The sequence below is a fragment of the Fulvivirga sedimenti genome, from assembly GCF_020328055.1.
Genome location: NZ_JAIXNE010000002.1, coordinates 1,067,602 through 1,092,748, shown reverse-complemented (window position 1 = coordinate 1,092,748; position 25,147 = coordinate 1,067,602). Strand labels below are relative to the sequence as shown.

Annotated in this window: 21 protein-coding genes and 1 tRNA gene; 6 read left to right on the top strand and 16 right to left on the bottom strand. The window is 45.0% G+C overall.

Going from position 1 to position 25,147, the window contains the following annotated elements:
* Window positions 1–53: 53 nt before the first annotated feature.
* Window positions 54–839 (bottom strand): DUF3667 domain-containing protein, encoded by a 786-nt coding sequence (locus tag LDX50_RS11170; protein ID WP_225698531.1) that lies wholly within the window; start codon window positions 837–839, stop codon window positions 54–56.
* Window positions 839–1,351 carry a RidA family protein gene (locus LDX50_RS11165; protein ID WP_225698530.1) on the bottom strand — a complete coding sequence of 171 codons (513 nt, stop codon included), beginning with the start codon at window positions 1,349–1,351 and terminating at the stop codon, window positions 839–841. The genes LDX50_RS11170 and LDX50_RS11165 overlap by 1 nt, the downstream gene beginning before the upstream one ends.
* A 117-nt stretch (window positions 1,352–1,468) precedes the next feature.
* On the opposite strand from LDX50_RS11165, the gene metG reads away from it, so the two are divergent.
* Window positions 1,469–3,532 (top strand): methionine--tRNA ligase, encoded by a 2,064-nt coding sequence (metG, locus tag LDX50_RS11160; RefSeq protein ID WP_225698529.1) that lies wholly within the window; start codon window positions 1,469–1,471, stop codon window positions 3,530–3,532.
* Here metG and LDX50_RS11155 read toward each other — a convergent pair.
* The 9 genes from LDX50_RS11155 to LDX50_RS11115 form a co-directional block, all read right to left on the bottom strand.
* Window positions 3,529–3,831, bottom strand: coding sequence for a thiamine-binding protein (locus LDX50_RS11155; protein WP_225698528.1), 303 nt, complete (start codon window positions 3,829–3,831; stop codon window positions 3,529–3,531). The two genes, metG and LDX50_RS11155, sit on opposite strands and share 4 nt — an antisense overlap.
* Window positions 3,832–3,834: 3 nt before the next feature.
* Complete coding sequence (gene pth, locus LDX50_RS11150; protein ID WP_225698527.1) at window positions 3,835–4,395, bottom strand: aminoacyl-tRNA hydrolase; 561 nt, start codon at window positions 4,393–4,395, stop codon at window positions 3,835–3,837.
* A gap of 69 nt (window positions 4,396–4,464) precedes the next feature.
* Window positions 4,465–5,127: a 50S ribosomal protein L25/general stress protein Ctc gene (locus tag LDX50_RS11145; RefSeq protein ID WP_225698526.1), complete on the bottom strand. Its 663-nt coding sequence runs from the start codon at window positions 5,125–5,127 to the stop codon at window positions 4,465–4,467.
* A gap of 24 nt (window positions 5,128–5,151) precedes the next feature.
* Entirely contained in the window at window positions 5,152–6,084 is a 933-nt protein-coding gene (locus LDX50_RS11140) for a ribose-phosphate pyrophosphokinase (RefSeq protein WP_225698525.1), read from the bottom strand.
* Between the two features lie 60 nt (window positions 6,085–6,144).
* Window positions 6,145–6,217 (bottom strand) — tRNA-Gln (locus LDX50_RS11135).
* 71 nt (window positions 6,218–6,288) lie between these two features.
* Window positions 6,289–6,864 (bottom strand): DUF4136 domain-containing protein, encoded by a 576-nt coding sequence (locus LDX50_RS11130; protein ID WP_225698524.1) that lies wholly within the window; start codon window positions 6,862–6,864, stop codon window positions 6,289–6,291.
* Window positions 6,865–6,949: 85 nt separating this feature from the next.
* On the bottom strand, window positions 6,950–10,648 hold the full coding sequence (gene purL, locus LDX50_RS11125; RefSeq protein WP_225698756.1) for a phosphoribosylformylglycinamidine synthase: 3,699 nt from the start codon (window positions 10,646–10,648) through the stop codon (window positions 6,950–6,952).
* Between the two features lie 85 nt (window positions 10,649–10,733).
* On the bottom strand, window positions 10,734–11,099 hold the full coding sequence (locus tag LDX50_RS11120) for a hypothetical protein (RefSeq protein ID WP_225698523.1): 366 nt from the start codon (window positions 11,097–11,099) through the stop codon (window positions 10,734–10,736).
* 38 nt (window positions 11,100–11,137) lie between these two features.
* Complete coding sequence (locus LDX50_RS11115) at window positions 11,138–11,962, bottom strand: alpha/beta fold hydrolase (protein WP_225698522.1); 825 nt, start codon at window positions 11,960–11,962, stop codon at window positions 11,138–11,140.
* 141 nt (window positions 11,963–12,103) lie between these two features.
* Here LDX50_RS11115 and LDX50_RS11110 point away from each other — a divergent pair, with 141 nt between their 5' ends.
* From LDX50_RS11110 to LDX50_RS11090, 5 genes are read left to right on the top strand one after another with little or no spacing between them, the layout of a single operon-like run.
* A complete protein-coding gene (locus LDX50_RS11110) occupies window positions 12,104–12,724 on the top strand; it encodes a TetR/AcrR family transcriptional regulator (protein ID WP_225698521.1) in 621 nt (206 codons plus the stop codon).
* Window positions 12,721–14,112 (top strand): TolC family protein, encoded by a 1,392-nt coding sequence (locus LDX50_RS11105; protein ID WP_225698520.1) that lies wholly within the window; start codon window positions 12,721–12,723, stop codon window positions 14,110–14,112. Before LDX50_RS11110 ends, LDX50_RS11105 begins: the two co-directional genes overlap by 4 nt.
* 28 nt (window positions 14,113–14,140) lie before the next feature.
* Window positions 14,141–15,304 carry an efflux RND transporter periplasmic adaptor subunit gene (locus tag LDX50_RS11100; protein WP_225698519.1) on the top strand — a complete coding sequence of 388 codons (1,164 nt, stop codon included), beginning with the start codon at window positions 14,141–14,143 and terminating at the stop codon, window positions 15,302–15,304.
* A gap of 6 nt (window positions 15,305–15,310) precedes the next feature.
* Window positions 15,311–18,715, top strand: a complete 3,405-nt coding sequence (locus tag LDX50_RS11095; protein ID WP_225698518.1) for an efflux RND transporter permease subunit — start codon at window positions 15,311–15,313, stop codon at window positions 18,713–18,715.
* A 41-nt stretch (window positions 18,716–18,756) separates the two neighbouring features.
* Entirely contained in the window at window positions 18,757–20,019 is a 1,263-nt protein-coding gene (locus LDX50_RS11090; RefSeq protein ID WP_225698517.1) for a metallophosphoesterase, read from the top strand.
* Here the strand turns inward: LDX50_RS11090 and LDX50_RS11085 are convergent.
* The 5 genes from LDX50_RS11085 to LDX50_RS11065 all read right to left on the bottom strand — a co-directional run bounded on the left by LDX50_RS11085 (window position 20,003) and on the right by LDX50_RS11065 (window position 25,107).
* Window positions 20,003–20,455 (bottom strand): hypothetical protein, encoded by a 453-nt coding sequence (locus LDX50_RS11085; protein WP_225698516.1) that lies wholly within the window; start codon window positions 20,453–20,455, stop codon window positions 20,003–20,005. The genes LDX50_RS11090 and LDX50_RS11085 overlap by 17 nt on opposite strands.
* The gene (locus tag LDX50_RS11080; protein WP_225698515.1) at window positions 20,455–20,826 is read right to left on the bottom strand and encodes a DUF3127 domain-containing protein; all 372 of its coding nucleotides are present in this window, start codon (window positions 20,824–20,826) and stop codon (window positions 20,455–20,457) included. The genes LDX50_RS11085 and LDX50_RS11080 overlap by 1 nt, the downstream gene beginning before the upstream one ends.
* 159 nt (window positions 20,827–20,985) lie before the next feature.
* Window positions 20,986–22,875 carry a ComEA family DNA-binding protein gene (locus LDX50_RS11075; RefSeq protein ID WP_225698514.1) on the bottom strand — a complete coding sequence of 630 codons (1,890 nt, stop codon included), beginning with the start codon at window positions 22,873–22,875 and terminating at the stop codon, window positions 20,986–20,988.
* Window positions 22,853–23,635, bottom strand: a complete 783-nt coding sequence (locus LDX50_RS11070; protein WP_225698513.1) for a hypothetical protein — start codon at window positions 23,633–23,635, stop codon at window positions 22,853–22,855. Before LDX50_RS11070 ends, LDX50_RS11075 begins: the two co-directional genes overlap by 23 nt.
* A gap of 41 nt (window positions 23,636–23,676) precedes the next feature.
* Entirely contained in the window at window positions 23,677–25,107 is a 1,431-nt protein-coding gene (locus LDX50_RS11065) for a POTRA domain-containing protein (RefSeq protein WP_225698512.1), read from the bottom strand.
* Between the last annotated feature and the right edge of the window lie 40 nt (window positions 25,108–25,147).

Sequence of the window (25,147 nt, the reverse complement as noted above, 5' to 3'; positions counted from 1 at the left end):
TTGACTTATATATGCTGGATAAAGCCAAAGTGTAACCGGATATGATGTAAGTTTTATGTTAGAATTAAAAAGTTTCTCATCCTTTCAGGAAAGATTAATACCAGGATGAACAATACCACAAGCAAAAAAATCATCAGAAACAGGAGTCCGAGGGGATAAATAAGTAAACCTTTAATAAAGGCATGTATCCGTTTATTGTGTCGATAAAAATCCATGGCGAAAAAAGCAGTGTACAGCATACTTATTCCCGTTACAATACCGGAAAATGAGATTCCGGTAAATTTGAAGATGGTGATGGAAAAATAATTGAACACCTGTGAATGTGCCAATGAATACAATACTAATACACTGGTTTCCAGCAAATTAAACTTGCTTTTTCGAAATAGCAATGCAGTTGCGAAAAGAAAGAAAGGGAAGAAAAAGAAGGACGCGAATTTAAAATTACTGTATATCCACCCCTGCATGCTTTCCTGTTGTTCGATCTGTTCAGGTGTTAATCCACTTTGTTGAAAAAAGGATGTTTCGTTTCTTGTATAGCCGATCATGTCCACATCCATAATGGTGATCAGCAGCACCAGAATGGTGAGCATGACAAAGTAATAACCCACAGGTCCCACATAGCGAACACGGTTGCCTGCAATGTAAGATTTGGCAACCGTTGCGGGCCTGTAAAAAAGATCAAGAAACGTCCGGCTGAATTTGAAATCAAATCCGATGAGCTTATCCTGGAGGTCGTCAAAAAAGACACGGAAACTGAGACGCCCGACTACTTTTTTTTGGGTGCACCAGGGGCAGTATTCATATTCATGTGGTTTCCCGCAGTTGATACAATTGTGCATCACTCGGCTATTTCTACGATCATTTCCACTTCAACGGGAATGTTGGTTGGCAGCGAGGCCATTCCAACCGCTGCACGTGCATGTTTGCCTGATTCTCCAAAGACTTCGGTCATAAGATCCGAAAAGCCGTTGATCACTTTGGAATGATCAGTAAAATCGTCTGTAGCGTTCACCATACCCAATACGCGTACAACCCTTTTTACTTTACTTAAGTCGCCTATGGCATCTTTCAATGTAGCCAGAACGCAAACACCAGCAAGCCTGGCAGCATCATAGCCTTCTTCAACCGTCAGGTCCTGTCCGACTTTCCCGCGCTTGAATTCACCCCCGCAAGGCCCGTGGCCGGCCAGAAAAATCAGGTTTCCTGTTCTGACGTATTTCACATAATTGGCAACCGGTTTCGAAACCTCAGGCAGGGTGATCCCGAGATCTTCGAGCCTGTCTTCAGGTGATTGCGACAAAACGGGAAATGAAAACAATATCAGGCCGAGGATGAGGTAAAATCTTTTCATATTTTTTTAAATCAAGATAAATAATTACCCGGTCGTATACAATCGGTTGCAAAAAGCTACCAATGAATTCAATACCCCTCGGGCGAATTATTATCTTTGTCAGGATAAAACCTGATTATGTCGAAAAAATCTTTCAAACGTCATACCATAACGGCAGCATTGCCGTACACCAATGGTCCTGTGCATATTGGTCATCTGGCGGGAGTTTACGTTCCCGCAGATATATATGCCCGCTATTTGAGAAGTAAAAAAGAGGATGTTGTTTTTGTCTGCGGATCGGATGAGCATGGGGTGGCTATTACCCTTAAGGCACGCAAGGAGGGGAAAACTCCCCAGGAAATTGTGGATACCTATCATGCCCTGATTCGGGATTCCTTCCGTGATTTTGGTATAGACTTCGACATATATTCAAGAACTTCCTCGGCGGTACATCACGAAACGTCCTCTGAGATGTTTCGTGATCTCTATGAGAAAGGGGTGTTTGAGGAGACCACCTCAGAACAGTATTATGATGAAGAGGCCGGGCAATTTCTGGCCGACAGATATATCGTTGGTACATGCCCCAATTGCGGGTTTGACAATGCCTATGGTGATCAGTGTGAGAAATGCGGAACATCGCTTAGTCCGTCTGAATTGATCAACCCGCGATCTGCCCTTAGCGGATCGGAACCAATTCTCAAACAAACAAGGCACTGGTATTTGCCGATGGGTGATTATGAGAACTGGCTTCGTAAGTGGATTCTGGAAGACCATAAGGAATGGAAATCGAATGTATACGGCCAGTGTAAATCCTGGATTGATGGGGGGCTTAAACCCCGCGCAATGACCCGCGACCTGGATTGGGGGGTGAAAGTGCCTGTTGAAGGGGCAGAAGGAAAAGTATTGTATGTATGGTTTGATGCACCGATTGGTTACATTTCTGCCACCAAGGAATGGGCCGATGAAACAGGGAAGGACTGGAAACCTTACTGGAAAGATCCGGAGACCCGATTGATTCACTTTATTGGCAAGGATAATATTGTTTTTCACTGTATTATCTTTCCGGCTATCCTGAAAGCTGAGGGGAGTTTCATCTTACCCGATAATGTACCAGCCAATGAGTTTCTGAACCTCGAAGGGAATAAAATCAGTACTTCAAAGAATTGGGCAGTATGGTTGCATGAATACCTGGAAGAATTTCCCGGAAAGCAGGATGTGCTGAGATATGCCCTGTGCTCCAATATGCCCGAGAACAAGGACAATGACTTTACCTGGAAGGACTTCCAGGCGCGGAATAACAGCGAGCTGGTGGCGATACTGGGAAATTTTATCAACCGGACGTTGGTCCTTACACATAAGTACTTTGAAGGGTCTGTGCCTGCTGCCAATAGTCTCTTCGATATTGATCAGGAATTGATTGAACAGATCAGAAAGGCGCCGCAGTTGGTGGGCCAGGCGCTTGATCAATTTAAATTCAGGGAAGCTCAAAACGAATTCATGGCCCTTGCAAGGGCGGGGAATAAATATCTCGCTGACACCGAACCCTGGAAAGAAATAAAATCGAACCCGGAACGTGTTGCGACCATTTTAAATCTGGCGCTTCAGGTTGCGGCCAACCTGGTTATCGTCGGATATCCGTTCCTTCCTTTTTCAATGGAGAAATTAAGAATCATGCTTGGAATTGATTCGGTAGATTGGCAGTACGGCGGACAGCCCGATATACTGCAACCCGGTACTGAAATTAACAAAGCCGAACTCATGTTTGAAAAGATTGAAGATGATGCCATACAGGCGCAAATTGATAAGCTGGAAGCAACCCGGGTTTCCAATGAATCAGAAGAATCCAGCGAAAAGACTGCACCAGAACCGGTTAAACCGCAAATTCAGTATGATGATTTTGCGAAACTGGATATGCGGGTGGGAACCATCCTGTCGGCCGAGAAAATGAATAAATCAAAAAAACTGCTGAAGCTCCTGGTGGATACCGGTGTGGATCAACGCGTGGTTCTTTCCGGAATTGCAGAACACTTTCACCCGGATGAAATCATCGGCCAGCAGGTTACAATTCTGGTGAACCTTGCACCGCGAAAGATGATGGGTATTGAATCACAGGGAATGATTCTTATGGCAGAAGATTCGGATGGAAGACTTATTTTTCTCGCTCCTACAGACAGCGCTGATAACGGATCAACAGTGAGCTAGGATTCCCAGTTCGCTGTTTTTTCCTCGAAAGAAATATCCCGGGAGGCATGAATATGCACTTTGATATGTGCCACTAACTCCTGGGCTCCGTTGTCAAGAAGAATTTCCTGAGCTGCCCTGATCACGTTCATGACCTCATCATAAGGCCCCTCGATAACAGTTTCCATCGGTGTGACACGAAATCGCAACCCCGATTTTTTGATGACCCCGATAGCATCGTCTATCAGTCCATAAGCTGTTTTGTCTGCAGGATGGCCGATCGGTATCACCTGCAGGGAGGCGTTGATCTGATGTTTCATGTGCTAGTCATTAAATTCATTCATGGTGCGGACGATCCCGATACTGCAAAAGGAGAGGATCATTTCAGAGGCTTTCTGAATAGGGAATTCCAGCTCCCTGAATTCTTCCTTGCTGAAATTACTCAGAACATAATCAACCTGGTGCCCTTTATGGAAATTATCACCGATCCCGAACTTTAATCGGGGGTAATTTTGTCCGCCGGTAAGGTCTTCAATACTCTTGAGGCCATTGTGACCGGCAGAGGAGCCTTTCGCACGCATACGAAGTTTACCGAAGGGGAGGGCGAAGTCATCAACGACCACCAGCAGGTTCTCTTTTGGTATTTTTAACTCCTGCAGCCAGTATTGGACAGCCTTGCCGCTCAGGTTCATGTATGTGGTGGGCTTGATGAGGTGAATTTTCCGGCCTTTATGTGCGAACTCTGATTTCATCGCGTGTCGCTCGACCTTGAAAGAGGCATCTTTCTCTTTGGCCAGGTAGTCGAGTACAAGAAAGCCGATGTTGTGACGAGTTAGTTCATACTCGGCTCCGATGTTACCCAAACCTGCAATCAAATATTTCATAGGACAAAAATGATAAAAAAAATCCTGTCATGAAGCCATGACAGGATTTTGTATTCTGATGCGGAATAATTAGGATTCAGCACTTTCTTCAGCAGCGCCTTCAGCACCTTCGGCACCTTCAGCAGCTTCAGCTGCAGCCATTTCTTCTTCCAGTTCCTCAGCTTCTTCCTCAGCAGTTTTACCGCGAAGTGCACGTGGAATTTCCACAACCGCAACGGATGCGATTTTCGGATCCAGGATTTCGAAATCTACTTCGTTAATTTCACCTACCTTGATAGATCGTCCGAAGTCAAGTTTTTCAAGACGAACCTCAATGAATTCAGGCATGTTTTTAGGCAGCGCCTTAATTTTCAGGTATCTTCTTTTCTTAATCAGTGTTCCACCTTTCGTTACACCAGGGGATGTTCCTTCAAAGTGAACCGGAATATCCATTTTAACAAATTTGCCTTCGAAAAGCTGAAGGAAATCGACGTGAAGGAGTACCTCACTTACCGGGTGGAACTGGATATCCTGCATAATTGCCTGATAAATATCACCTTCAATGTTGAGGGTAACAAAATGGGCACGGTCGGAATAAACCAGGTCACGGAAAAGATACATTGGCGCGTGGAAGTGAACTTGTTCTTCACCACCATAAATCACACATGGTACATTTCCTTCCAGACGAAGCCTTCTGGACTCTGATTTGCCGAGATTTGCTCTTTTAAACCCTATAATCTCAACTGTTTTCATCTTATATTTAATTTAGTTTAGTAATTACGATTGTATAAATAATGCACTAATGGAGCCATGTTCATGAATGGCCCTGATCGCGCCTGCAAAGAGATCGGCTACGGTCAGTACTTTTATTTTTGAAGATTCCCGATTCAATGGAATGGTATCTGTAACCACGAGCTCTTCAAGAACTGAATTTTCAATATTCTCATAGGCATTACCCGATAGTACCGGATGTGTTACCACCGCACGTACCGAGTTCGCTCCTTTTTCCTTTAGCAGGGCTGCTGCCTTGCACATGGTTCCTCCCGTATCGATCAGGTCATCGACCATGACCACATCCTTGCCTTCCACATCTCCAATAAGACGCATTGAAGCCACTTCATTGGCACGTTGACGGTGTTTGTCACAGACAACCAGTTCAGCGTTAAAGAACTTTGCAAATGCCCTTGTCCGCTTTACACCACCTACGTCAGGAGACGCGAAGATCAGATCAGGCAATTGAATTGATTTGAGATACGGTATGAAAATGGATGTTCCGTCGAGGTGATCCAGCGGAATATCAAAGAATCCCTGGATTTGATCTGCATGAAGATCGCATGTCATAATCCGGTCTGCTCCGGCCGCAGAAAGCAGGTTTGCCATTAGTTTGGCAGCGATCGATACACGCGGCTTATCTTTCCGATCCTGTCGCGCATAGCCAAAATAAGGAACCACAGCCGTCACATACTTTGCACTTGCGCGTTTGGCTGCGTCGATCATTAATAATAATTCAAGAAGGTTGTCGGTAGGCGGGAAGGTTGACTGGATCAGAAAAACATCCGCACCACGAACAGATTCGCCGAAATATGGAGAGATTTCACCGTCGCTGAAGCGCTGAAGCGTACTTTCGCCCAGGGGCTTTCCATACGCCTTGGCGATCTTTTCAGCCAGGTAGAGTGAACTTTCTCCGGAAAATATTTTTACTTTCGACATACCTATTTTCGGTGAAAAAACGAGGGTGGACAAGCGGCCCACCCTCGTTTTTTTGATAAGTTGCCCGACTAGGGCTCGAACCTAGACTCTTCTGAACCAAAATCAGACGTGTTGCCAGTTACACCATCGGGCATTTTCCCCTCGAATTTGGGATGGCAAAGGTAATATTTATTTTTAAAAAATTACAAGTGCCTTTTAAAATTCTTATGGTGTTTGTGTCATGAGTTCTTTCTTTTCCTCCAGGAACCCATCTGCAAAGAACTGATATTTGTTGAGGATTGAGCGAACAGCATTGCGTACTTCGCGCTGATCGGCAAAATTTACATCTCCGTAATTGTCGGTTGCATACCCCTGCCAGATAGAAACATTTTGCTTCCGGTCAAAAACCTGAATCAGCAGTGTGCCCCGCGGAATATTTAATTTTAACTGATCATAGGACAGATCGCGATCTTTCTTTCGCATCCATTCCTCGATATCCGGCTGTGAATAACCCCGGAAATTCAGACTGTCCATGTAAACAGTGTAGGAAAGAAGTAAATCGGGCTTTCGGTCTCTTAATTTGTAACCCAGAAAATTCATGTGTGATTCAATAGAACCTCGGATCATGCCGCTGATCTCTGTCTTTGAGTCAGTGAAGTTCTCTTCCTGACGAATGAAATCATAGGAATTATACTTATCAAACCGGCCACGGTAGCTGTAGTCGTACTCGACGGGCAATTCTTTGTAACTGAAACAACCCGTCAGAAGAATTAAGAGTGCAATTGAGTAGAGTTTTTTCATGGGTCTTCTAGAATTTAGGGCCTATGAAATTACCTAAAAAAACCCAATTCGTTAATACAATTGGAAATAAAAACAATTTTGTCGGCTACAAAACATTTTGATTTTCAAGCCAGATTCGTGCAGAAATGAACGGTATAATCCAGGGTGAAACTTCATCTTTACTTCGATTGGAAGGATAGTATGCCCAGTTCCAGGGGTATAATGACCGTTCAATATGCGGCATTATGGCAAGATGACGCCCATCCTCCGATATGAGTGCCGCTGTCGCAAAATCTGAACCGTTCGGATTGCCCGGATAATTTTCGTATGCATACTGTGCCGCGATACCATAATTTTGTTTGCCTTCAGGCAAAACAAATTTTCCTTCACCATGTGCAAGCCATACTCCCAGCCGTGATCCTGCCAGCGCACTTAACATGACTGAATTGTTTTCCGGTATTTCGATGTTTACAAAGGCCGACTCGAATTTCCCTGAGCTGTTATGGTGCATTTTCGGATGATGGGGCCTGTCCGGGTATAACAAACCTAATTCCATCATAAGCTGACAGCCGTTACAAACTCCCAGGCTCAATGTATCCTCCCTTGCATAAAAGTCTTTCAGAGCCTTGTTGGCTTTTTCGTTATAAATAAAGGCTCCTGCCCAGCCCTTAGCTGATCCTAATACATCGGAATTGGAAAAACCACCGACGAAAACGATCATTTGAACATCCGAAAGGTCTTCTCGTCCGCTGATCAGATCAGTCATGTGAATATCTTTCACCTCGAAACCTGCCTGATACAGGGTCCAGGCCATCTCACGGTCACCGTTCACGCCCTTTTCACGTATGATTGCGCACTTGATTTTACCAGGGGAAGTACGGCGAAGTGACAGATCAAGATCTGCCAGGGAACCACTGAATTGTTCCGGAAAATGAAAGTTTAGGGGCTGAACGGCAAAGTTTGCATATCGCTGCTCCGCGTGGCTGGTTTCGCGTTGATTCCGGTCCATGAGATATGAATTGGTAAACCAGGTATTTCTTAACTCATGAACATTCAGCTGAAAACGTTTTCCACGATGCCTCAGGTCCACCAAATGATTGGTTGTTACCTGTCCGATTCTGTAGGCAAGCAGATCATATTTCTCAAAAACCTCATTTGCGATATCATTATCCCTTACCTGAACAACAACGCCGGGTTTTTCAGAAAAGAGTATTTTAACCAGATCCGATTCCGGTAATTCAGAAAGATCAAGATCCAGGCCGCACTCGGTTGAAGGGAAGCACATTTCGAGCAGTGTCGTGATCAATCCTCCTGATGCAATATCATGACCGGCGACCAGCTGTTCTCTACCTACCAGAATTTGAATGGCATGAAAGCATTTGGCGAAATATTCACTATCCTGCACATCCGGCGGTGTCGCGCCGATTTTGCTGATTACCTGGGCAAAAGAACTTCCATCAAGGGAAAACGCGCCTCCTGCAAAATCAATATAGTAAATGCTGCCTCCGGCCTGGCTATCCGCTACGGGGGTTATGGTTTTGCGAATATCACTCACTTCACCCACCGAACTTACGATGACTGTTCCAGGTGAAGAAACGGTTTTTCCATCTGGATATTTTTGCGTCATCGACAGTGAATCTTTTCCCGTAGGTACGTTGATTCCCAGCGAAATTGCGAATTCACTAAGTGCCTCTACGGCTGCATAGAGCCTGGCATTTTCTCCGGCGTTTCGTGTTGGCCACATCCAGTTGGCACTCAGGGATACGCCGTTCAGGCCGTGACGCAGCGGCGCCCATACCAGGTTGGTTAGTGCTTCAGCTACAGCAAGTCTTGATCCGGCACCCGGATCGGCCAGGGCTGCTACCGGCGCATGGCCAATCGAAGTAGCCACACCTTCAAATCCGCTATAATCCAGCGCCATCACCCCTACGTTGTTCAGCGGAAGCTGAATTGACCCGCAGGTCTGTTGTGTGGCAACTTTTCCGGTTACAGAACGGTCTACTTTATTTGTCAGCCAATCTTTACAAGCTACTGCTTCCAGCTGTAATACCTGTTCGATATACTGGTTGAGCATATCAGCATCATAGGAAACAGGGGCAAAGGATTCTGTTGAGGTCGTATCTTCAAGTATCGTCCTGGGAGATGATCCGAACATGTGTCCTAAAGACCAATCCATCGGATTATGACCGGTTTTTTTATTTTCGAAAACAAATTTATGATCACTGGTTACTTCACCGACCTCGTAAATAGGCGCGCGTTCACGTTCAGCAACCTTTCTGAGGGTTTCCACATCCTTTTGATGCATCACGAGTCCCATGCGCTCCTGGGATTCGTTTCCGATGATCTCCTTGTCGGAAAGGGTCGGGTCGCCAACGGGTAACTTGTTCACCTCAATTCGGCCGCCTGATGCTTCCACCAGTTCGGAAAGACAATTAAGATGCCCACCGGCACCATGATCGTGAATCGAAACGATGGGATTCTCCGCCTGTTCCTGCATCGCGCGGATGGCATTCATTACACGTTTCTGCATTTCCGGATTGCTTCGCTGTACAGCATTCAGCTCAATGCGGTTGTCAAATTCACCGGTATCAACCGATGAGACTGCTCCTCCGCCCATACCGATTCGATAATTATCACCACCCATGACAATGATTCTGTCGCCCGCTACGGGCTGACCTTTCTGACTGTCGGATTTTTTTCCAAATCCGATACCACCGGCAAGCATGATTACCTTATCATACCCAAGGACCGAATCATTTTCCTTGTGCTCGAATGTCAGCAGGCTTCCACTGATCAGCGGCTGCCCAAATTTATTTCCAAAGTCACTGGCTCCGTCTGAGGCCTTAATCAGAATATCCAGGGGTGTCTGGTACAACCACGGACGTTCCGGAACTTCATTCTCCCACGGCTTGTCATCCGCAGTGCGTGGATAGGAGGTCATGTATACGGCTGTTCCCGCGAGCGGTAAACTGCCTTTACCACCGGCCAGTCGGTCGCGAATTTCGCCGCCGCTGCCGGTGGCCGCTCCGTTAAATGGCTCTACCGTTGTCGGGAAATTATGTGTTTCAGCCTTCAGACTGAGAACGGTTTCAATGCGTCTGGTGGCAAAGAAGTCGGCAATGTCCTGTCGGACAGGCGCAAACTGATCTACTTCCGGACCTTCGATGAAGGCAACATTATCCTTATAGGCGGAAACGATGAAATTGGGATTTCTTTTGGAAGTTTCCTTGATGAGCTGAAACAGCGTATGGTGTTTAGTTTCACCGTCAATGATGAATTCCCCGTTAAATATCTTGTGCCTGCAGTGTTCAGAATTTACCTGTGAGAATCCGAATACTTCGCTGTCGGTGAGTTTTCTTCCCAGATCCCTGCTTACCGATTCCAGGTATTCAATTTCTTCATCGCTCAGCGCCAGTCCCTCTGCTTTGTTGTAAGCTGCAATATCTTTGATTTCACGTACGGGTTCCGGGTCATGGGCAATATCAAAAATTTCCTGGTCAAGCCCTGAATATTTCATTTGCAGCATCCGGTCGAATTCAAGATGATCTTCATCGGCCCGGTGGAACATTTCAATACGCTGAATTCCCCTGATTCCCATATTCTGAGTGATCTCCACCGCATTTGTACTCCACGGAGTGATCATTTCTTTCCTCGGCCCTATGTGGGTGCCTGAGAGTTCATCCTGCTCAAGCGACTCGGCGTCACCGAACAGCCAGCACAGTTTTGTTATATCTTCTTGAGAAAGGGTATGGGAGGTTCCGACGGCATAAACGGTGTCATGCAGTCCAAGGAAGAAACGGATCATCATGATTGCATTGCTATTATGCTGCAAAAGTAGCTAAAAGAAAATAAAGAAGTACGGTCTTTTGCTGAATTGGAAAAGAGGCCTGCTAGAAGAACTTCTTGTAGTTTTTCTCATCCGACCAGAATTCATGGCAAGCATCGATATGGTCTTTTTTGAATGATTTATCTTTTTTCAATTCTTTCCATTCTCCCAGACCCAGTCGTTCGCACATTTTATAAAAGCGATCGTCCTGTCCGTTTTTGCCATTTTTCACCAGCGCACTAAGCAAAGGTCTTCCCGCCTCATGTTCAGTTTCGGATATTTCATCCAGGATCTCTCCCAGAAGCTGCTTCTCATGTTTTATATCCATGTTCAAACCAAGATCCGTTGTAACAATGAGCCTGCGATAGGATACAGGCATAGGATCGGTACGTGAAAGCTGAATTAATTTATTTCGTATGCGTGTATTCAAGAGTATCAGGGGTTTATCCGAATAACAAAAATAATGAATTAGATACTTTTTTGCCTATGTATTGCGGCAACCTTTGCAATTAGCTGGTTGTGACCACTTTCAATTTCTATCAGGTCGGCCTTTCTTACATATTTAAGCAGGTTTTCCATCGCATCGGGGGTGATGATACGGTCATATTTTCCTACGTAGATGGTTAATGGGATTTCATATTGATTTATCAGGTCTGCGGTTTCCTTCATTCGGAATGTAAGGGGTTTGAACATAATCCAGGAATAATAGACCCGTCGTCTTTTTTTGCGTGTATCCATATGGAGGGAGGCGAATTTACTCAGACCTTTATCCAGCAGACCGGCTTTTTCCACCAGGTTCACCAGGTTGTAGAATCGCCAGGGCTTCACGATCATACTTCTGAAATATGGCTTGATCACCAGCGGATAACTGGCAAGGCTGTACCAGGTACTTGTTTTAATGCCGTCGGGTGCCAGCATGATGATCGATTCCACGCGGGACGGAAGCGCGTGCAGTGATGCAAGAACAAACTTCCCGCCCATACTGAAGCCCATCAGTGAAAATCGTTCAATTCTTTCATGATCCAGGAAAGCCACCAGAATCTCCTTCCAGATATCAGGCTGAAGCGAGCCCAGTGAATCGCTCCAAAATGATTTTCCATGGTAAAATATATCGAAGTGGATGGTTGTATAAACTGAATTGTCTTCCAGCGGGAACATATCCGGGGCTGTCTGACCAAAGCCGTGAAATGTAAGCAGATGGCGCTTGCCATACCCATGGCGATAATAATGAATGACGATTTCATGCCCCCGAATCTTCAGGTGAAGATGTTCTTCCTTTCCGTCCTGTTTCATGATTGAAAAATAATTTAAAAAAAATACACTTTCTACTGAACCTTTTCAAATGGCGTTCGTTAGGACTGCTATAAACCCAGGAAACTTTGATCATGTTAAAAGTTTCCACGGTGTTAAGTTAATGTTAAGTTGGTTAAAACAATGGAAATAAGTGAGAAGATAATTGCCGCAGCCAGTGAATTATTTCAGCGATACGGTGTGCGCAGTGTTTCGATGGATGACATCGCCTATCATTTATCCATGTCTAAGAAAACGCTTTATCAGTATTTCAAGGATAAGGATGAGATCGTAACGACGGCATTCCGCCGCCATATGGATAAGGAGAAGGAGGAGTACGATGAAATCTACAAGGTATCCAAAGACCCTATAGACGAGCTTACAAGGGTTTCTGTTTGCATGAGGAAGGATTTTAAGAACATTAATCCATCCCTGCTTTTTGATATCCGCAAGTATCATCCGACTGCATGGGAGATCTGGCTGGAATTTAAAAACGACCACATATACGGAACAATCACCGACAACCTGAAAAGAGGGATCGAGATGGGATGTTTTCGTAAGGATATAGATGTAGAGGTAATGGCCAAATTACGCCTGGAACAGGTGCAGATGGCATTTGATAACCAGCTCTTTCCACCGGATAAATTTGATCTTCCGTCTACTCAAATGCAGTTTTTTGAACATTTCATACGGGGAATACTCACTGAAAAAGGGGTGAAACTGTATGAAAGCTACCTTAATGAAAAAGAAGCTTCAGAGCTATGAGAAATATAATTGTCCTACTAATTCTGTCCGTTGTCGCCACAACATCTTTCGCACAGGAAACTGCATTAACACTCGAGGAGTGTATAAATTATGCACTTGAGCATAACCAGGAATACCTGAATGCGAACCTTGAAACGGAGATTTCCGATTACGTTGTGAAGGAAACGATTTCCGACGGCTTGCCCCAGCTGAACGGCAACCTTGACCTTACCTATAACATAAAAATTCAGACAAGTTTCATCCAGGATTTCATCTCCCCGGCGGTATATGACGTCCTTCAGGGAGAGGGATTGCTGGAACCGGGGCCTACCCCGGATCCTCAATTCTTCCCGGTTCAGTTCGGGACCAAGTATGCGGGAAATGCCAATATTAGCCTAAACCAGATGGTTTTCGATGGAAGTTTCTTTGTAGGACTGAGGGCAGCCAGAACATTTGCAGAGCTTTCCTACAAGGATCGGATCCGTACCAAGATCGATGTTGTCGAAGGAGTTAGCAAAGCGTATTATCTGGCGATGGTGAATCAGGAGCGGCAGGAACTGATTCTCAAAAACTATCAGCGTCTTGATACGCTCCTTCAGGAAACCCAGGCATTGTATGAAAATGGTTTTGCTGAAAAAATTGATGTAAACCGGATTCAGGTGCAATTCAACAATATCCGGGTCCAGCAGGATAACATTGCCAGGTCAGTTGCCTTGTCCAAGGCCCTGCTGAAATTTCAGATGGGCATGTCACCAAAAGACGACCTCGAATTGAAGGATACCATCGATGAATTGATTTTCCAGGAAGTTCCTGCGCAGGTATTTCAGGATTTCGATTACAATCGACGGATTGAGATGTCCTATCTCCAAACCAATATTGAATTGAATCAGCTGGACATTAAAAACGTGAAAATGGGCTATCTGCCAGACATCGACCTCTATGGTGCGTTGGGTGCAACAGCCGGAACGCAATCAAGTGGTGAATTATTCAAACCGGGGACAAACTGGTTTGACTACAGTGCGGTTGGTGTGAGAATGCAATTACCCATCTTCGATGGCCTGAGAAAAAGTCATCAGATCCAGCAGCGCAAGATCAAGGCGTTACAGCTCGAAAACTCCAGGGAACAACTGCAGAACTCAATCGATGTCGAAATTCAGCAGTCGGCCACCAACTACCAGCTCGCTGTAGATAACCTGAAGGCCCAGTTGGAGAATATGGATCTCGCCGAGGAAGTATATAATGTCGCGAAGATAAAATACGAAGAAGGAGTGGGTTCCAGCATCGAAGTCACCAATGCCGATGCGGACTATAAAGAATCACAAACGAATTACTACAACGCCCTCTATGATGCGCTTATCGCGAAGGTTGAGCTTCAAAAGGCATATGGCGTCCTGATAGAACAAAACTGAAAATAACAACTTAGAAACCTCAAATCGAATGAAAAATATCCTTTTATATCTCACCGTATCTGCCGCTGTTCTGGCTGGTTGTTCCAGTGGGAACGATTCGCTGGAAGCGAAAAAAGAAAAAGTAGCGGAATACAAAAAAGAATTACACGAGATCAATGTGAAAATCCGTGAGCTTGAAAGCGAGATCGCCTCGCTGGAGGGAGTATCAGAGCAACGAAGTAATGCAATTCTGGTGAATACAAGCCCGGTTCAGCCTACCCGCTTTACACACGCAATTGATGTTCGCGGAAATGTTGCTTCCCGTACGAATGTTTTTCTCTCTTCTGAAACGGGAGGTGCCATTCAACAGGTTCGTGTTTCAGAAGGAAATGTCGTGAAGAAAGGGGACATCCTGGTAACAATTGACAATGCGATCATCCGGAATAATATTGCAGAGGTAAAAACAGCGCTTGAGCTTGCCGAGGCAGTTTTTGAACGCCAGAGTAACCTGTGGGAGAAAAAGATCGGAACGGAAATTCAATACCTCGAAGCAAAAAACCGTAAGGAATCACTTGAAAGGCAACTAACAACACTTGAGACGCAGTTGAGTAAGACCATCATCCGGGCTCCGTTTGCCGGAAGTGTCGATGCCGTAGAAGCAAAGGTTGGACAGATGGCTCAGCCTGGGATGCCTTTGGTGCAGATTGTAAATCAAAATGACATGTACATTGAAGCAGACGTTTCGGAGCGCTTTATTGGAGACTTTAAGAAAGGGGATCATGTAGAAGTATTTTTCCCGATTGTGAACCGAAAGATCGAAACTTCCATCATCGCGGTGAGCGAAATCATTAACCTGGAAAACCGTACGTTCAAAATTGAGATGCGCATGCCTAAGGTGGATTTTGTCGTGAAGCCTAACCAGGTTGTGGTGATTCAGCTAATCGATTATACACGGGATTCTACGATTGTCGTACCTACCGAACTTATTTTGTCTGATGCCGACGGCAAGTTCCTCTATGTTGTGGAGGATCAGGATAATCAGCAGGTCGCCGCCAAAGCCCGCATTAGTGTTGGAATGACAAGTGAAGGGAAGACTGAAATCCTTGACGGACTGGAAATAGGGGATTTAGTCGTGCTGCAGGGGTACCGTGATCTCACCGAAGGAACCATTGTCGAACAAACAGAGAAGTCTACAGAAACTGCCAAACTCTAATTTAACATGGCTGATAATAACGAAATAAAAAAGGGTGATTTCCAGGAGAAGGAATTCGGGTTGACGGTCGCATCTCTCAATAACCGGACAACCGTGTTTTTCCTGCTTTTCCTGATCGTGGTAATGGGTATCAATTCTTATATCTCATTGCCCAAGGAAAGCTATCCCGAAGTTACCCAGCCGATGGTATATATCGGTACCGCATATCCGGGCAATTCACCTGTGGATATTGAAAATCTCATTACCAGGCCGCTCGAAAAGGAGATCAATGATATTTCGAACCTGGACAACATCAAGTCAACCTCGGTTCAGGATTTTTCAACGATCATTGCTGAATTTGATGCCGATATTGATATTGAGGATGCGCTTCAAAAGGTAAAAGATGCCGTTGACAGGGCCAAGCAGGATCTTCCTTCCGACCTCGATCAGGATCCCAACGTATTCGAAATGAATTTTTCGGAATTCCCGATTATGAACATCAACCTTTCGGGAAATTACCGGGTCGAAAAACTGGAAGAGATTGCCGAGGACTTCAAGGATGAGCTCGAGAAAATATCCGAGGTTTCCTACGTTGAGATTCGTGGCGTAGATGAAAAGGAAGTAAAAATAATGGCAGACCCCTACCTGATGGACGCCCGGCAGGTGAACTTTTCCGATATCGAGAACGCGATCAGGGGAGAGAACATCACTTTTTCCGGCGGAAGCATCAGGGAAGGAGATATCCGGCGTACCATTCGTGTTGTTGGTGAATTTAGCGATCCCCTGCAGATGCTGGATATTGTGATCAAGCATCAGGATAATAACATTGTTTATCTGCGGGATGTGGCTGATGTTGAATTTGATTACAAGGAAAAACAAAGCTATGCACGCCTGGATCAGCGCCCGGTTGTTTCTGTGGATGTCGTGAAGCGAAGTGGTGAGAACCTGTTGATCGCCACCGACAAGATTAATCAGAAGATCGATGAGATGAAACAGAAGTATCCCGCTGATCTGGAGTTCAATATTACCAACGATCAAAGCCAGATGACCCGGGATCTCGTGAATAGCCTTGAAAATAATATTATTTCGGGAGTTATACTGGTTGTACTTGTACTGCTGTTCTTCCTGGGTACACGCAACGCATTGTTTGTGGGAATCGCTATTCCTGTATCCATGTTCATGTCATTTCTTATTCTGAGCTTCCTGGGCATTTCGATCAATATGATGATCCTTTTCTCACTGATCCTCGCACTTGGGATGCTGGTTGATAACGGTATTGTAATTGTTGAGAACGTTTATCGCCTGATGGAAGATGGCATGACACCCTGGGAAGCAACCAAACTGGGCGTTAGTGAAGTGGCGTGGCCCATCATTACCTCAACAGCTACCACGCTGGCGGCATTCCTGCCACTTGTGTTATGGCCGGGTCTGATCGGTGAATTCATGCGCTACCTGCCAATAGGGGTAATCATTACGCTGGCATCCTCATTATTTGTAGCCCTGGTGATCAACCCTGCGCTGATATCAATGTTTATGAAGATTGAGGATCATTCCAAAATTGACCATTTTAAGACGTTGCGAAATGCCGGAATACTGTTACTGATCGGAATCGCACTTGTTTTTACACCGGTCATGTGGCTTGGAAATATATTGATTTTCTTTGGCTTGCTGATTCTGCTGAATGTATATATTCTGATGCCTTTGTCGGACCGCTTTCAGCGAAGTTTTCTTCCATGGCTTGAGGAAATCTACTGGAACACCGTCAATTATGCCCTTGTCGGTTTCAGACCATATCTTATTTTTTGGGGAACAGTTGCACTTCTGGTAGTTGCTGTGTTCCTGAATGCTGCATTTCCACCTAAGGTGGAGTTCTTTCCGGAGAATATGCCAAAGTATGTCAATGTATTCATTGAGTTTCCGGATGGCACGGATATTGAAAAAACCAATTCCTTTTCGAAGGAGATAGAAAGCCGTATAGCCCGCGTAATAGAGCCCTATAACGAAATAGTGGAATCGATGATTGCCAAGGTTGGCCAGGATACGGCAGATCCAAATGATCCGTCTGCCTTCGGACAGTCGGACACCCCCAATAAGGCACGCATTACTGTAAATTTCGTTGAATTCAAGGAAAGAGGGGGGGTAGATACCCGAAAAGTGATGTCAGAAATCAGGGAAGCGGTGCAGGGATACCCGGGAGTTAATATAGCTGTAGATAAGGATAATATGGCTCCCCCAACGGGTAAGCCTGTAAATATTGAAGTGACGGGAGAGGATATTCCAAAGTTGATCAGCGTGGTGGAAGACATGAAGAAGTATATCAATGAGGCGGGAATAGACGGTATTGAACAGCTTCAAAGTGATATGAGCATTGGAAAGCCTGAATTGCTCGTTAATATAGACAGGGAAAAGGCACGTCGATTCGGATTATCAACCCAGACGATCGCGAATGAAATTCGTACCTCTTTGTTCGGTAAGGAAATTTCAAAATTTAAACAGGGTGAGGACGATTATGAGATCCAGCTACGGCTTCAGGATGAATATCGCTATGACCTGGAAGCGCTCAGAAACAAATCCATCACGTTTAGAAACCAGGTGAATGGGCGCATTATGCAAATTCCCATTTCATCGGTGGCAGAGCTCGAACTCAGTACTACCTATGGATCTGTGCGTCGTAAGGACCTTGATCGCGTGATTACCCTTTATTCCAATGTTCTGGCTGGCGCCAATGCAACGGAGATCAATGACCAGCTGAAGGTACTTCTGGAGGATTTTGAAATGCCGGCCGGCTACTCCTATAAATTTGGGGGTGAGCAGGAAAAACAAGCAGAGGAATTGGCATTCCTGCAACAGGCGCTTGTTCTTGCGGTTTTCATCATATTTATGATCATCGTTGCGCAGTTCAATAAAGTTACTACCCCACTTATCATCATGTCGTCAGTGGCCCTAAGTACGGCAGGCGTGCTGCTGGGATTATTCATTTTCGATATGAAATTCGTCATCATCATGATGATGATCGGAATTATTTCACTTGCCGGTGTGGTTGTAAATAATGCCATCGTGCTGGTGGATTTCATTGAGCTGATCCGGAAGCGCAAGCAAAAGGAACTGGGCGTAGACCGTCTTGATTTTCAGCATATCAATGAAGCGATCGCAGAGGCAGGAAAAACACGTTTGCGTCCGGTTCTGCTGACGGCTATTACAACGATCCTCGGACTGATTCCGTTGGCGGTCGGGATCAACTTTGATTTTGTTAAGTTCTTCGCAACCTATGAAGTCGACTTCTACATTGGGGGAGATAACGTGGTATTCTGGGGACCCATGTCGTGGACCATTATTTTCGGATTGACGTTTGCAACTTTCCTTACGCTAATTGTTGTTCCGGTCATGTATCAGTTCTTTGCGAAGATCAATCGCAAATTGAATATAAGTTAAATTAAAGGGGGACATCGAACAGGTGTCCTCCATCAGACATAATGAATAGAGTTTTTGTGATCGGTGTTGTTTTAGCAATTCTCCTCTTGATTGACATATATGTTTATCAGGCGGTGAGCTTTGTTATGCGAAATTTTTCCTCGACCAGTCAGCAAATCGTGCGCTATACCTATTGGTTCTTTACAGCGGCAACATTTGCGGTCATTCTGCTATATAATTTCGGTGATCCGGATATATGGAAGGGCAGTACCCGGAGCGTTGTATTCACCATTATTTTCATCAATTACTTTTCAAAAGTTTTTGCAGCCCTGTTCCTCGTGGTAGATGATATCATTCGGCTCGGCCGGTGGATTGCAGGCCTGTTTCAATCCGGTGGATCATCTGTTTCTGAAGGACAGACCATTACCCGAAGTGAATTCCTGACGAAGACAGCACTCGTTGCAGGAACTGTGCCATTGCTTACGATGAGTTATGGTATTATCTCCGGGGCGCATGATTACAGAATTCGCAGAAAGACCATTTACCTGCCCAATCTTCCCTCATCTTTTGACGGGATTACCGTTGCACAGTTATCAGATATTCACTCAGGCAGTTTTTTTAACAAAACAGCTGTTAAGGGCGGAGTTGAAATGTTGATGGCTGAAAAGCCTGATATGGTGTTTTTTACCGGCGACCTGGTAAATAATGAAACGTCGGAAGTGAAGGATTATGTGCCAATATTCGAAAAGGTGAAGGCACCGCTGGGCGTTTTCTCCACTACAGGAAATCATGATTACGGAGACTACCGCAGTTGGAACTCTGAGCAAGCCAAAAAACAGAATTTCGAAGATCTGAAAGAAGCCCATCGTTTAATGGGATACGATCTGCTGATGAATGAAAATCGTTATATCGAGGTTGACGGAGAGAAAATTGCGGTCATCGGAATCGAAAACTGGGGGGCTGGCCGGTTTGCCAAATATGGCAAACTTGATGAAGCCATGAAGGGAACTAATGAGGCCCCTGTAAAATTACTTCTTTCGCACGATCCAAGTCACTGGGATGCGCAGGTAAGACCCAACTATCCGGATGTGGATATTGCATTTGCCGGGCATACCCATGGTTTTCAATTCGGTGTAGAATGGGGTGATTTCAAATGGAGTCCTGCACAATATGCCTACAAGCAGTGGGCCGGACTTTATCAGCAGGATCAGCAATATCTCTATGTGAACCGGGGATATGGGTACATCGGTTATCCGGGTCGGATAGGAATTCCACCTGAAATTACGCTGATAACCTTAAAAAAAGGTATTAATCCTCCAGCTTGATCCAGTCATCACTGGATGATACCCCGATGGTACCATCCTGATACTCCATAAGAAAATCGAGCATTACGGGTGTCCTGCACCCCTGAAATGAAGTTTCTCCCGTTGCACGCAGAATGATCGGGTAGGAATAACCATAATCCCTGCTGATCCGTACGAGACTGTCATTCTCATTGATTAGAAATCCATACTCAACTTCAATGGGACCTTTTTTGCAGCCGTTAAGCGCCAATCCAAAAATATCATAAACATATGTGCCGGTACCATCTTCCCGGATTTCCAGGTACCCGTCTTTCGCCCCGGAATATTTTCCATTGAAGCGCGAAACATTATAGGCGGTTCTATACACCTTGCCTTCATACTCCATTTGCCTGACAGGCTCATTCGCTTTTTCCTGGCTGTAAAAAATTGCCAGCAAAAGTATGCCTATTCTGATCATTAAAATGGCAGGTCTTCTTCCCCGTTGGATTCGTTATTGATCCATTCAGGCTCTTCCATGTTGTCCATTCCGGGTGCAGGGGGCATTCCTTCCACATCCTTTTCAAGACGCCATGCCTGTAGTGAGTTGAAATATTTTACCTGTCCCTGGGGGTTGGTCCATTTACGTCCTTTCAGGTTAAAGTATACATTTACCTCATCGCCGGCCGAAAACTGATCCAGCTGTGCACATTTGTCCTGGATCATTTCGAATTGGAGAAATTCTGGATATTGAGGGTTTTCTACGTATTCCAGGACAAAATCACGTTTTTGAAATTTGTCTGAAATTTTTTGTGTAGTGGAGATCTCTAAAATTTTACCTTTTACATTCATGAGTGAGTACTGTTTTCTACAAAACTAAGGGGTGGCATGCGATTACCACAACTTTATCTTTTTTTTCTGAATACAAGTCGCATGACCCATAAAAATATGAGTACGCCAACAAGAATTATGAAGAGTGTGGTCGCATCGATCTGTTCAACGGCATGCATCTTATATTGTATATTTTAGCTGAATTTTTAATTCATGTTCACGGTAACCTGATTTCTCAGGGGATGAAACTGTGAGTGCCCACCGAAACCAGCCCGTCAGGCTTCGGTTAAACCTGTGTCTCACCAGCAGGAAAGCACGGTATCCTTTTCCGTAATACGAAGGTAAGGAAAATGATCCCCAAACATCCCTTTCAAATGTAAATTCCCGCGTATAATAACTGTCGGTTCTGAAATACATGAAGCGCATGTTCCAGGAGGTTCGCGGATTGTCGATGATCCATTCGCAGGACAGCAGCCATCCCTGTTCGGCATCAAGGCTGCTTCTCATGTTATATTGTACCCGGATTCTCATTTCATGCAAGTTCTTTTTCAATACCCAGTGAAATTGATGCCTGTATGTTGTTAGTGATTGGGAATTGCCAGGTGACTGATCTCTTTTTTCGACTTTACTTAATAGCCTGACATTCATATGATCATGAATTGTATATGTCAGATCCAGACGTCCATCCCGGCCCCTTACCGCAGTGTTATGCCGGTATGAATACCAGGGTATCAGATAAAAATCAGCATAGGCAACCAGCAACAGTTTCTTTCGAATGGAGTACCGGAAGCCCAGATACCGTCCGCGTTCATTACTGAACCCCGAACCTGTTTCAGAAAAACCTTTACCATAAAACGTAAAATACCCCGGCTGATATCTTCGTAGCAATAGAATCCATTCCAGATTTCTGCCAGCTGATATTGAAACCCCGGATACCCAGGCTGTAGAACCTGTGGGATTTGCTGCAATTTCAAACCACATCAACAGATTTCTATATCGGTAATTCCCAAACAGGGAAGCTTGTCCGAATGATGAACCTTCCGGCAAGGGATCCTTATACATCCGGTCGTATGCCAGGTTATGGGTAAGCCTGTCTGAATTGATCGCATATCCGAAACGACCATTGGTTCCATGGTATTCCGTGAAATGCCCAATCGATATTATTCCAACTGCCTTACGCTTTTTCTGACTTGCCTGGTCGGAATGATCGCCGGAATTCATGAAGCTTCTGAATGTTTTATCGTTGTAAATACTGGCATCCCTGCGCCGAAAACTAATATAACCGGATGTCTTCCATCGTCCTTTTGAGAGTGTAATTGCGCCACCGCTCATGCCGCTGGATTCACTGAAGGATCCATGGTAGGTTATAAAACTTGCTGCCGAAGGAAGCGGCAGATTTGATCCCTTGCCAAGCTGGAAAGATCCCTGATGAATCAGCCCCTGGCCGGTGTGAACCCTGAAATCTCCAATTATCATCCTTTCAATGATCCCGGAAGGTTGCTTTTGGAAAAAAACATTGATATGATCCGCTCCCCAATATCCCTGTGCCGGGCTGATCTTCCATGTTTCACCCGGATCCTGGTCAAATCGCAAGCCTGCCTTCCATTGCCCGGGCTTATCGAGCGTCATTCTTCCGCGGAAATGTATTCCCGGTCTGGCGGTTTGTTTTTCCGCCAGAAGCATGAATTCCAATGATTCAGGCCGACTCAAAAACCCCTCGGATGTTTCATAATTAAAAGCTAGCTCCGGAATCATGAAATATTGAAGTAACGACCTGATCTTTTCCCGGGTAAATCCGGGGATAGCCTGCAGTTCATATGGTGAAATAATTCTGCCGAATTTTCTTCGATACTGTATGAATTCCTCAATGTCCTTTGAGGTTAGAATATCAATCATCTGAAGGTGTTCCGGGGTTGCTTCCTGCAGGTATTGGGGAAGTTCGCCCATGGCGTCGGGTAAGTTACCCTCCTCAAGAGCAGATTCAAAAAGCAAACCCGCCTGCGCATGAACGTGCAAACTGCCAATCACCCAGGCAAGGATGGTCAAACTATTTTTCAGATTTCGGAACATAGTTGAAACCTGTAATTGACCGCGCTCCCAGGTAAGGGTGGCCGGTGACAGAAACCCCGATTTTCAGTTGTTTATAGTGAAACTGGATACCCAGACTTGCCGACCATCCCGCTGTTTCGATTCCAAAGAGGACCCTCAATTTTTCCAGGACACTTATTTCCCCTCCGAAAATTAATATTGACGGATATGGAGGTTCATGGTTGTATTGTACATTGAATTCTGTGATTCCGGAAATATGAATTTTGACGGCGATGGATTTGAAAAAGACCGGGCTGCCATAGAACAATCGGGTCTGAAATAATGCGCCAATCATAAGTTGCTCACCCAGATCAAACTGAATACCGGCTCCGGTAAAAAGCCGCTCATTTATAATTTGATCGGATCTTTGAGTGATAAGTCCGCCCTGGAAACCAGCACGGATATTGGGTAAGTGGAGCATGACAGCCAGTACACTGCCAACTATGGAGTGTCCCTTACTCCAGAATGCGTGGACTCCTGCGCCGGCCCCCCAGTTTCCCCTGTTCAGTGTCGTGCAGATGTAGCCATTTTGTACACCTGAATCCCCATAAAATTTACCTAATCCTCCTGATATCTGACTGCTCATCATCCCGGCTGGGTTGTGGAATACCGAGGTTCCATGAGTGCCGGTGGTGCCTGAACCTCCCAGGGCGGTTTGGTGCGTTGTAAAAACGGGAAAATCCAGTTGAGCAAACAGGATTGATGGAATGATCAGACAATAAATTGTAAAGAGAAATGGCATCCATCAACAATGTCATTATTGTTATGGACAATGGCTGGCCGTTAGAATTCCTTCTTGAAATTAAGAAAGAACCCCCCTTCCTTTTCAGCATTGAAGCTATATTCAAGACGGAGGACCGCATCATAAAAGGTCACGAAATCAATTCCGAGACCCGTTCCAAAAAGATATTTATTGGAAAGTCGTGTGTTAAGCCCTTCAGTCTCATAGAATTCATAATTCCGGGCATAACCCATATCGAAATAGGTCTTCAGGTAAATTGCGATCGGAATTCTTCGAAACTGCTCAACGGGAATAAATCCTGCATACAGATCTGTAGAAAATATTTTCTTTTTAAAGGTTGTCCGGTTTAGCAGCAGGTGCTGGCCTTCGATCAGGTAAAGCTCATATCCCCGGATATAGTCGCTCCGGTATCCCAAGCCTGAAAGAGAGGAGTAGGGAGGGTTTTCGGGTGCACTAATGTACGCTGCCGAATAGTTCGAAAGATAATAATCCTTGCCAAGCGGAGAATAATGAATGTATTTTACGACCAGTTCTGTTTTATCAAGATCCTTGTAAATACCCAGTCCGTCCTTCCGCAAGGTGGCCTGAAAAAAGTGCCCGTTTAGTGGATAGGCAAATAAATCTCTTCTGTCGATAACGAACTGATAGGAGATGCTGAAATACTGTTGTTTTAAAGAAGAATCACTGTGATAGGAAGGATTGGAAATGAGCAATGTGTCTGAAATGTCATTGTTATTGTAGGTTATATCTACATTATGCCTCGTGAAGAAAGAATTGCGAAACGTATAACCTATATTGATCAGCCGGCGGGTTCTCAATACATCCTCACTGTCAAGAAACTGTGCAACGTGATTTACCGTGCGGTATGCTACATTTTTATTATCTGCATATTGAGCCGCAAAATTCAGTCCGTGTCGCTGTGACTTGTCCACATAAGGCATTTGATATGCGATGGCAAACCGCTTTGTAAATCCGAACTGGGCGTCAAGCCGCAAACGTTCATTTCGTCCGCGGGTATTATTCTGATATAGTTTGAGTCCGTAGGATACACGACTCAGATCACCACCCTGGTTTTGGATCCAGTCATTGAAATTTCGGTCGGCCAGGGAAAATATAGGTACGGGAAAGGTATACCACCGTTCAGAAATCTCAATCAAAATATCAGTTCTGCTTTGAAAGGGGGGCATAACGGTGATTTTCACCGAGTTGAACAACCGGGTGTTCATAATTTTTTTACGGTCGCCTTCCAGTATGATGGCCAGTTCTTTTGACTCGTACACATCACCCGTTTTTACCGTCATTTCCCGCAGAATAATGGGATTTTTGGTCTTTTTATTTCCGACAATAATGATCTTGCCCACTTGATAATAGCGGATGGTATCTGAAGATACACTATCAGCATGTACGGAGTGGTTCAGCGGCAGGCCACTGCCCGTGAAAAGGGAACATAAAGAGATCAGCACAACGAGCATGCCCGGAAATTAAATCTTGGTGGAAAGATAAATATACTAT

What these genes read in the sequence shown, in the direction of transcription:
- LDX50_RS11170 (WP_225698531.1), bottom strand. Translation starts at nt 839, where the DNA reads ATGCACAATTGTATCAACTGCGGGAAACCACATGAATATGAATACTGC.
- LDX50_RS11165 (WP_225698530.1), bottom strand. Translation starts at nt 1,351, where the DNA reads ATGAAAAGATTTTACCTCATCCTCGGCCTGATATTGTTTTCATTTCCC.
- metG (WP_225698529.1), top strand. Translation starts at nt 1,469, where the DNA reads ATGTCGAAAAAATCTTTCAAACGTCATACCATAACGGCAGCATTGCCG.
- LDX50_RS11155 (WP_225698528.1), bottom strand. Translation starts at nt 3,831, where the DNA reads ATGAAACATCAGATCAACGCCTCCCTGCAGGTGATACCGATCGGCCAT.
- pth (WP_225698527.1), bottom strand. Translation starts at nt 4,395, where the DNA reads ATGAAATATTTGATTGCAGGTTTGGGTAACATCGGAGCCGAGTATGAA.
- LDX50_RS11145 (WP_225698526.1), bottom strand. Translation starts at nt 5,127, where the DNA reads ATGAAAACAGTTGAGATTATAGGGTTTAAAAGAGCAAATCTCGGCAAA.
- LDX50_RS11140 (WP_225698525.1), bottom strand. Translation starts at nt 6,084, where the DNA reads ATGTCGAAAGTAAAAATATTTTCCGGAGAAAGTTCACTCTACCTGGCT.
- LDX50_RS11130 (WP_225698524.1), bottom strand. Translation starts at nt 6,864, where the DNA reads ATGAAAAAACTCTACTCAATTGCACTCTTAATTCTTCTGACGGGTTGT.
- purL (WP_225698756.1), bottom strand. Translation starts at nt 10,648, where the DNA reads ATGATCCGTTTCTTCCTTGGACTGCATGACACCGTTTATGCCGTCGGA.
- LDX50_RS11115 (WP_225698522.1), bottom strand. Translation starts at nt 11,962, where the DNA reads ATGAAACAGGACGGAAAGGAAGAACATCTTCACCTGAAGATTCGGGGG.
- LDX50_RS11110 (WP_225698521.1), top strand. Translation starts at nt 12,104, where the DNA reads ATGGAAATAAGTGAGAAGATAATTGCCGCAGCCAGTGAATTATTTCAG.
- LDX50_RS11105 (WP_225698520.1), top strand. Translation starts at nt 12,721, where the DNA reads ATGAGAAATATAATTGTCCTACTAATTCTGTCCGTTGTCGCCACAACA.
- LDX50_RS11100 (WP_225698519.1), top strand. Translation starts at nt 14,141, where the DNA reads ATGAAAAATATCCTTTTATATCTCACCGTATCTGCCGCTGTTCTGGCT.
- LDX50_RS11095 (WP_225698518.1), top strand. Translation starts at nt 15,311, where the DNA reads ATGGCTGATAATAACGAAATAAAAAAGGGTGATTTCCAGGAGAAGGAA.
- LDX50_RS11090 (WP_225698517.1), top strand. Translation starts at nt 18,757, where the DNA reads ATGAATAGAGTTTTTGTGATCGGTGTTGTTTTAGCAATTCTCCTCTTG.
- LDX50_RS11085 (WP_225698516.1), bottom strand. Translation starts at nt 20,455, where the DNA reads ATGATCAGAATAGGCATACTTTTGCTGGCAATTTTTTACAGCCAGGAA.
- LDX50_RS11080 (WP_225698515.1), bottom strand. Translation starts at nt 20,826, where the DNA reads ATGAATGTAAAAGGTAAAATTTTAGAGATCTCCACTACACAAAAAATT.
- LDX50_RS11075 (WP_225698514.1), bottom strand. Translation starts at nt 22,875, where the DNA reads ATGTTCCGAAATCTGAAAAATAGTTTGACCATCCTTGCCTGGGTGATT.
- LDX50_RS11070 (WP_225698513.1), bottom strand. Translation starts at nt 23,635, where the DNA reads ATGCCATTTCTCTTTACAATTTATTGTCTGATCATTCCATCAATCCTG.
- LDX50_RS11065 (WP_225698512.1), bottom strand. Translation starts at nt 25,107, where the DNA reads ATGCTCGTTGTGCTGATCTCTTTATGTTCCCTTTTCACGGGCAGTGGC.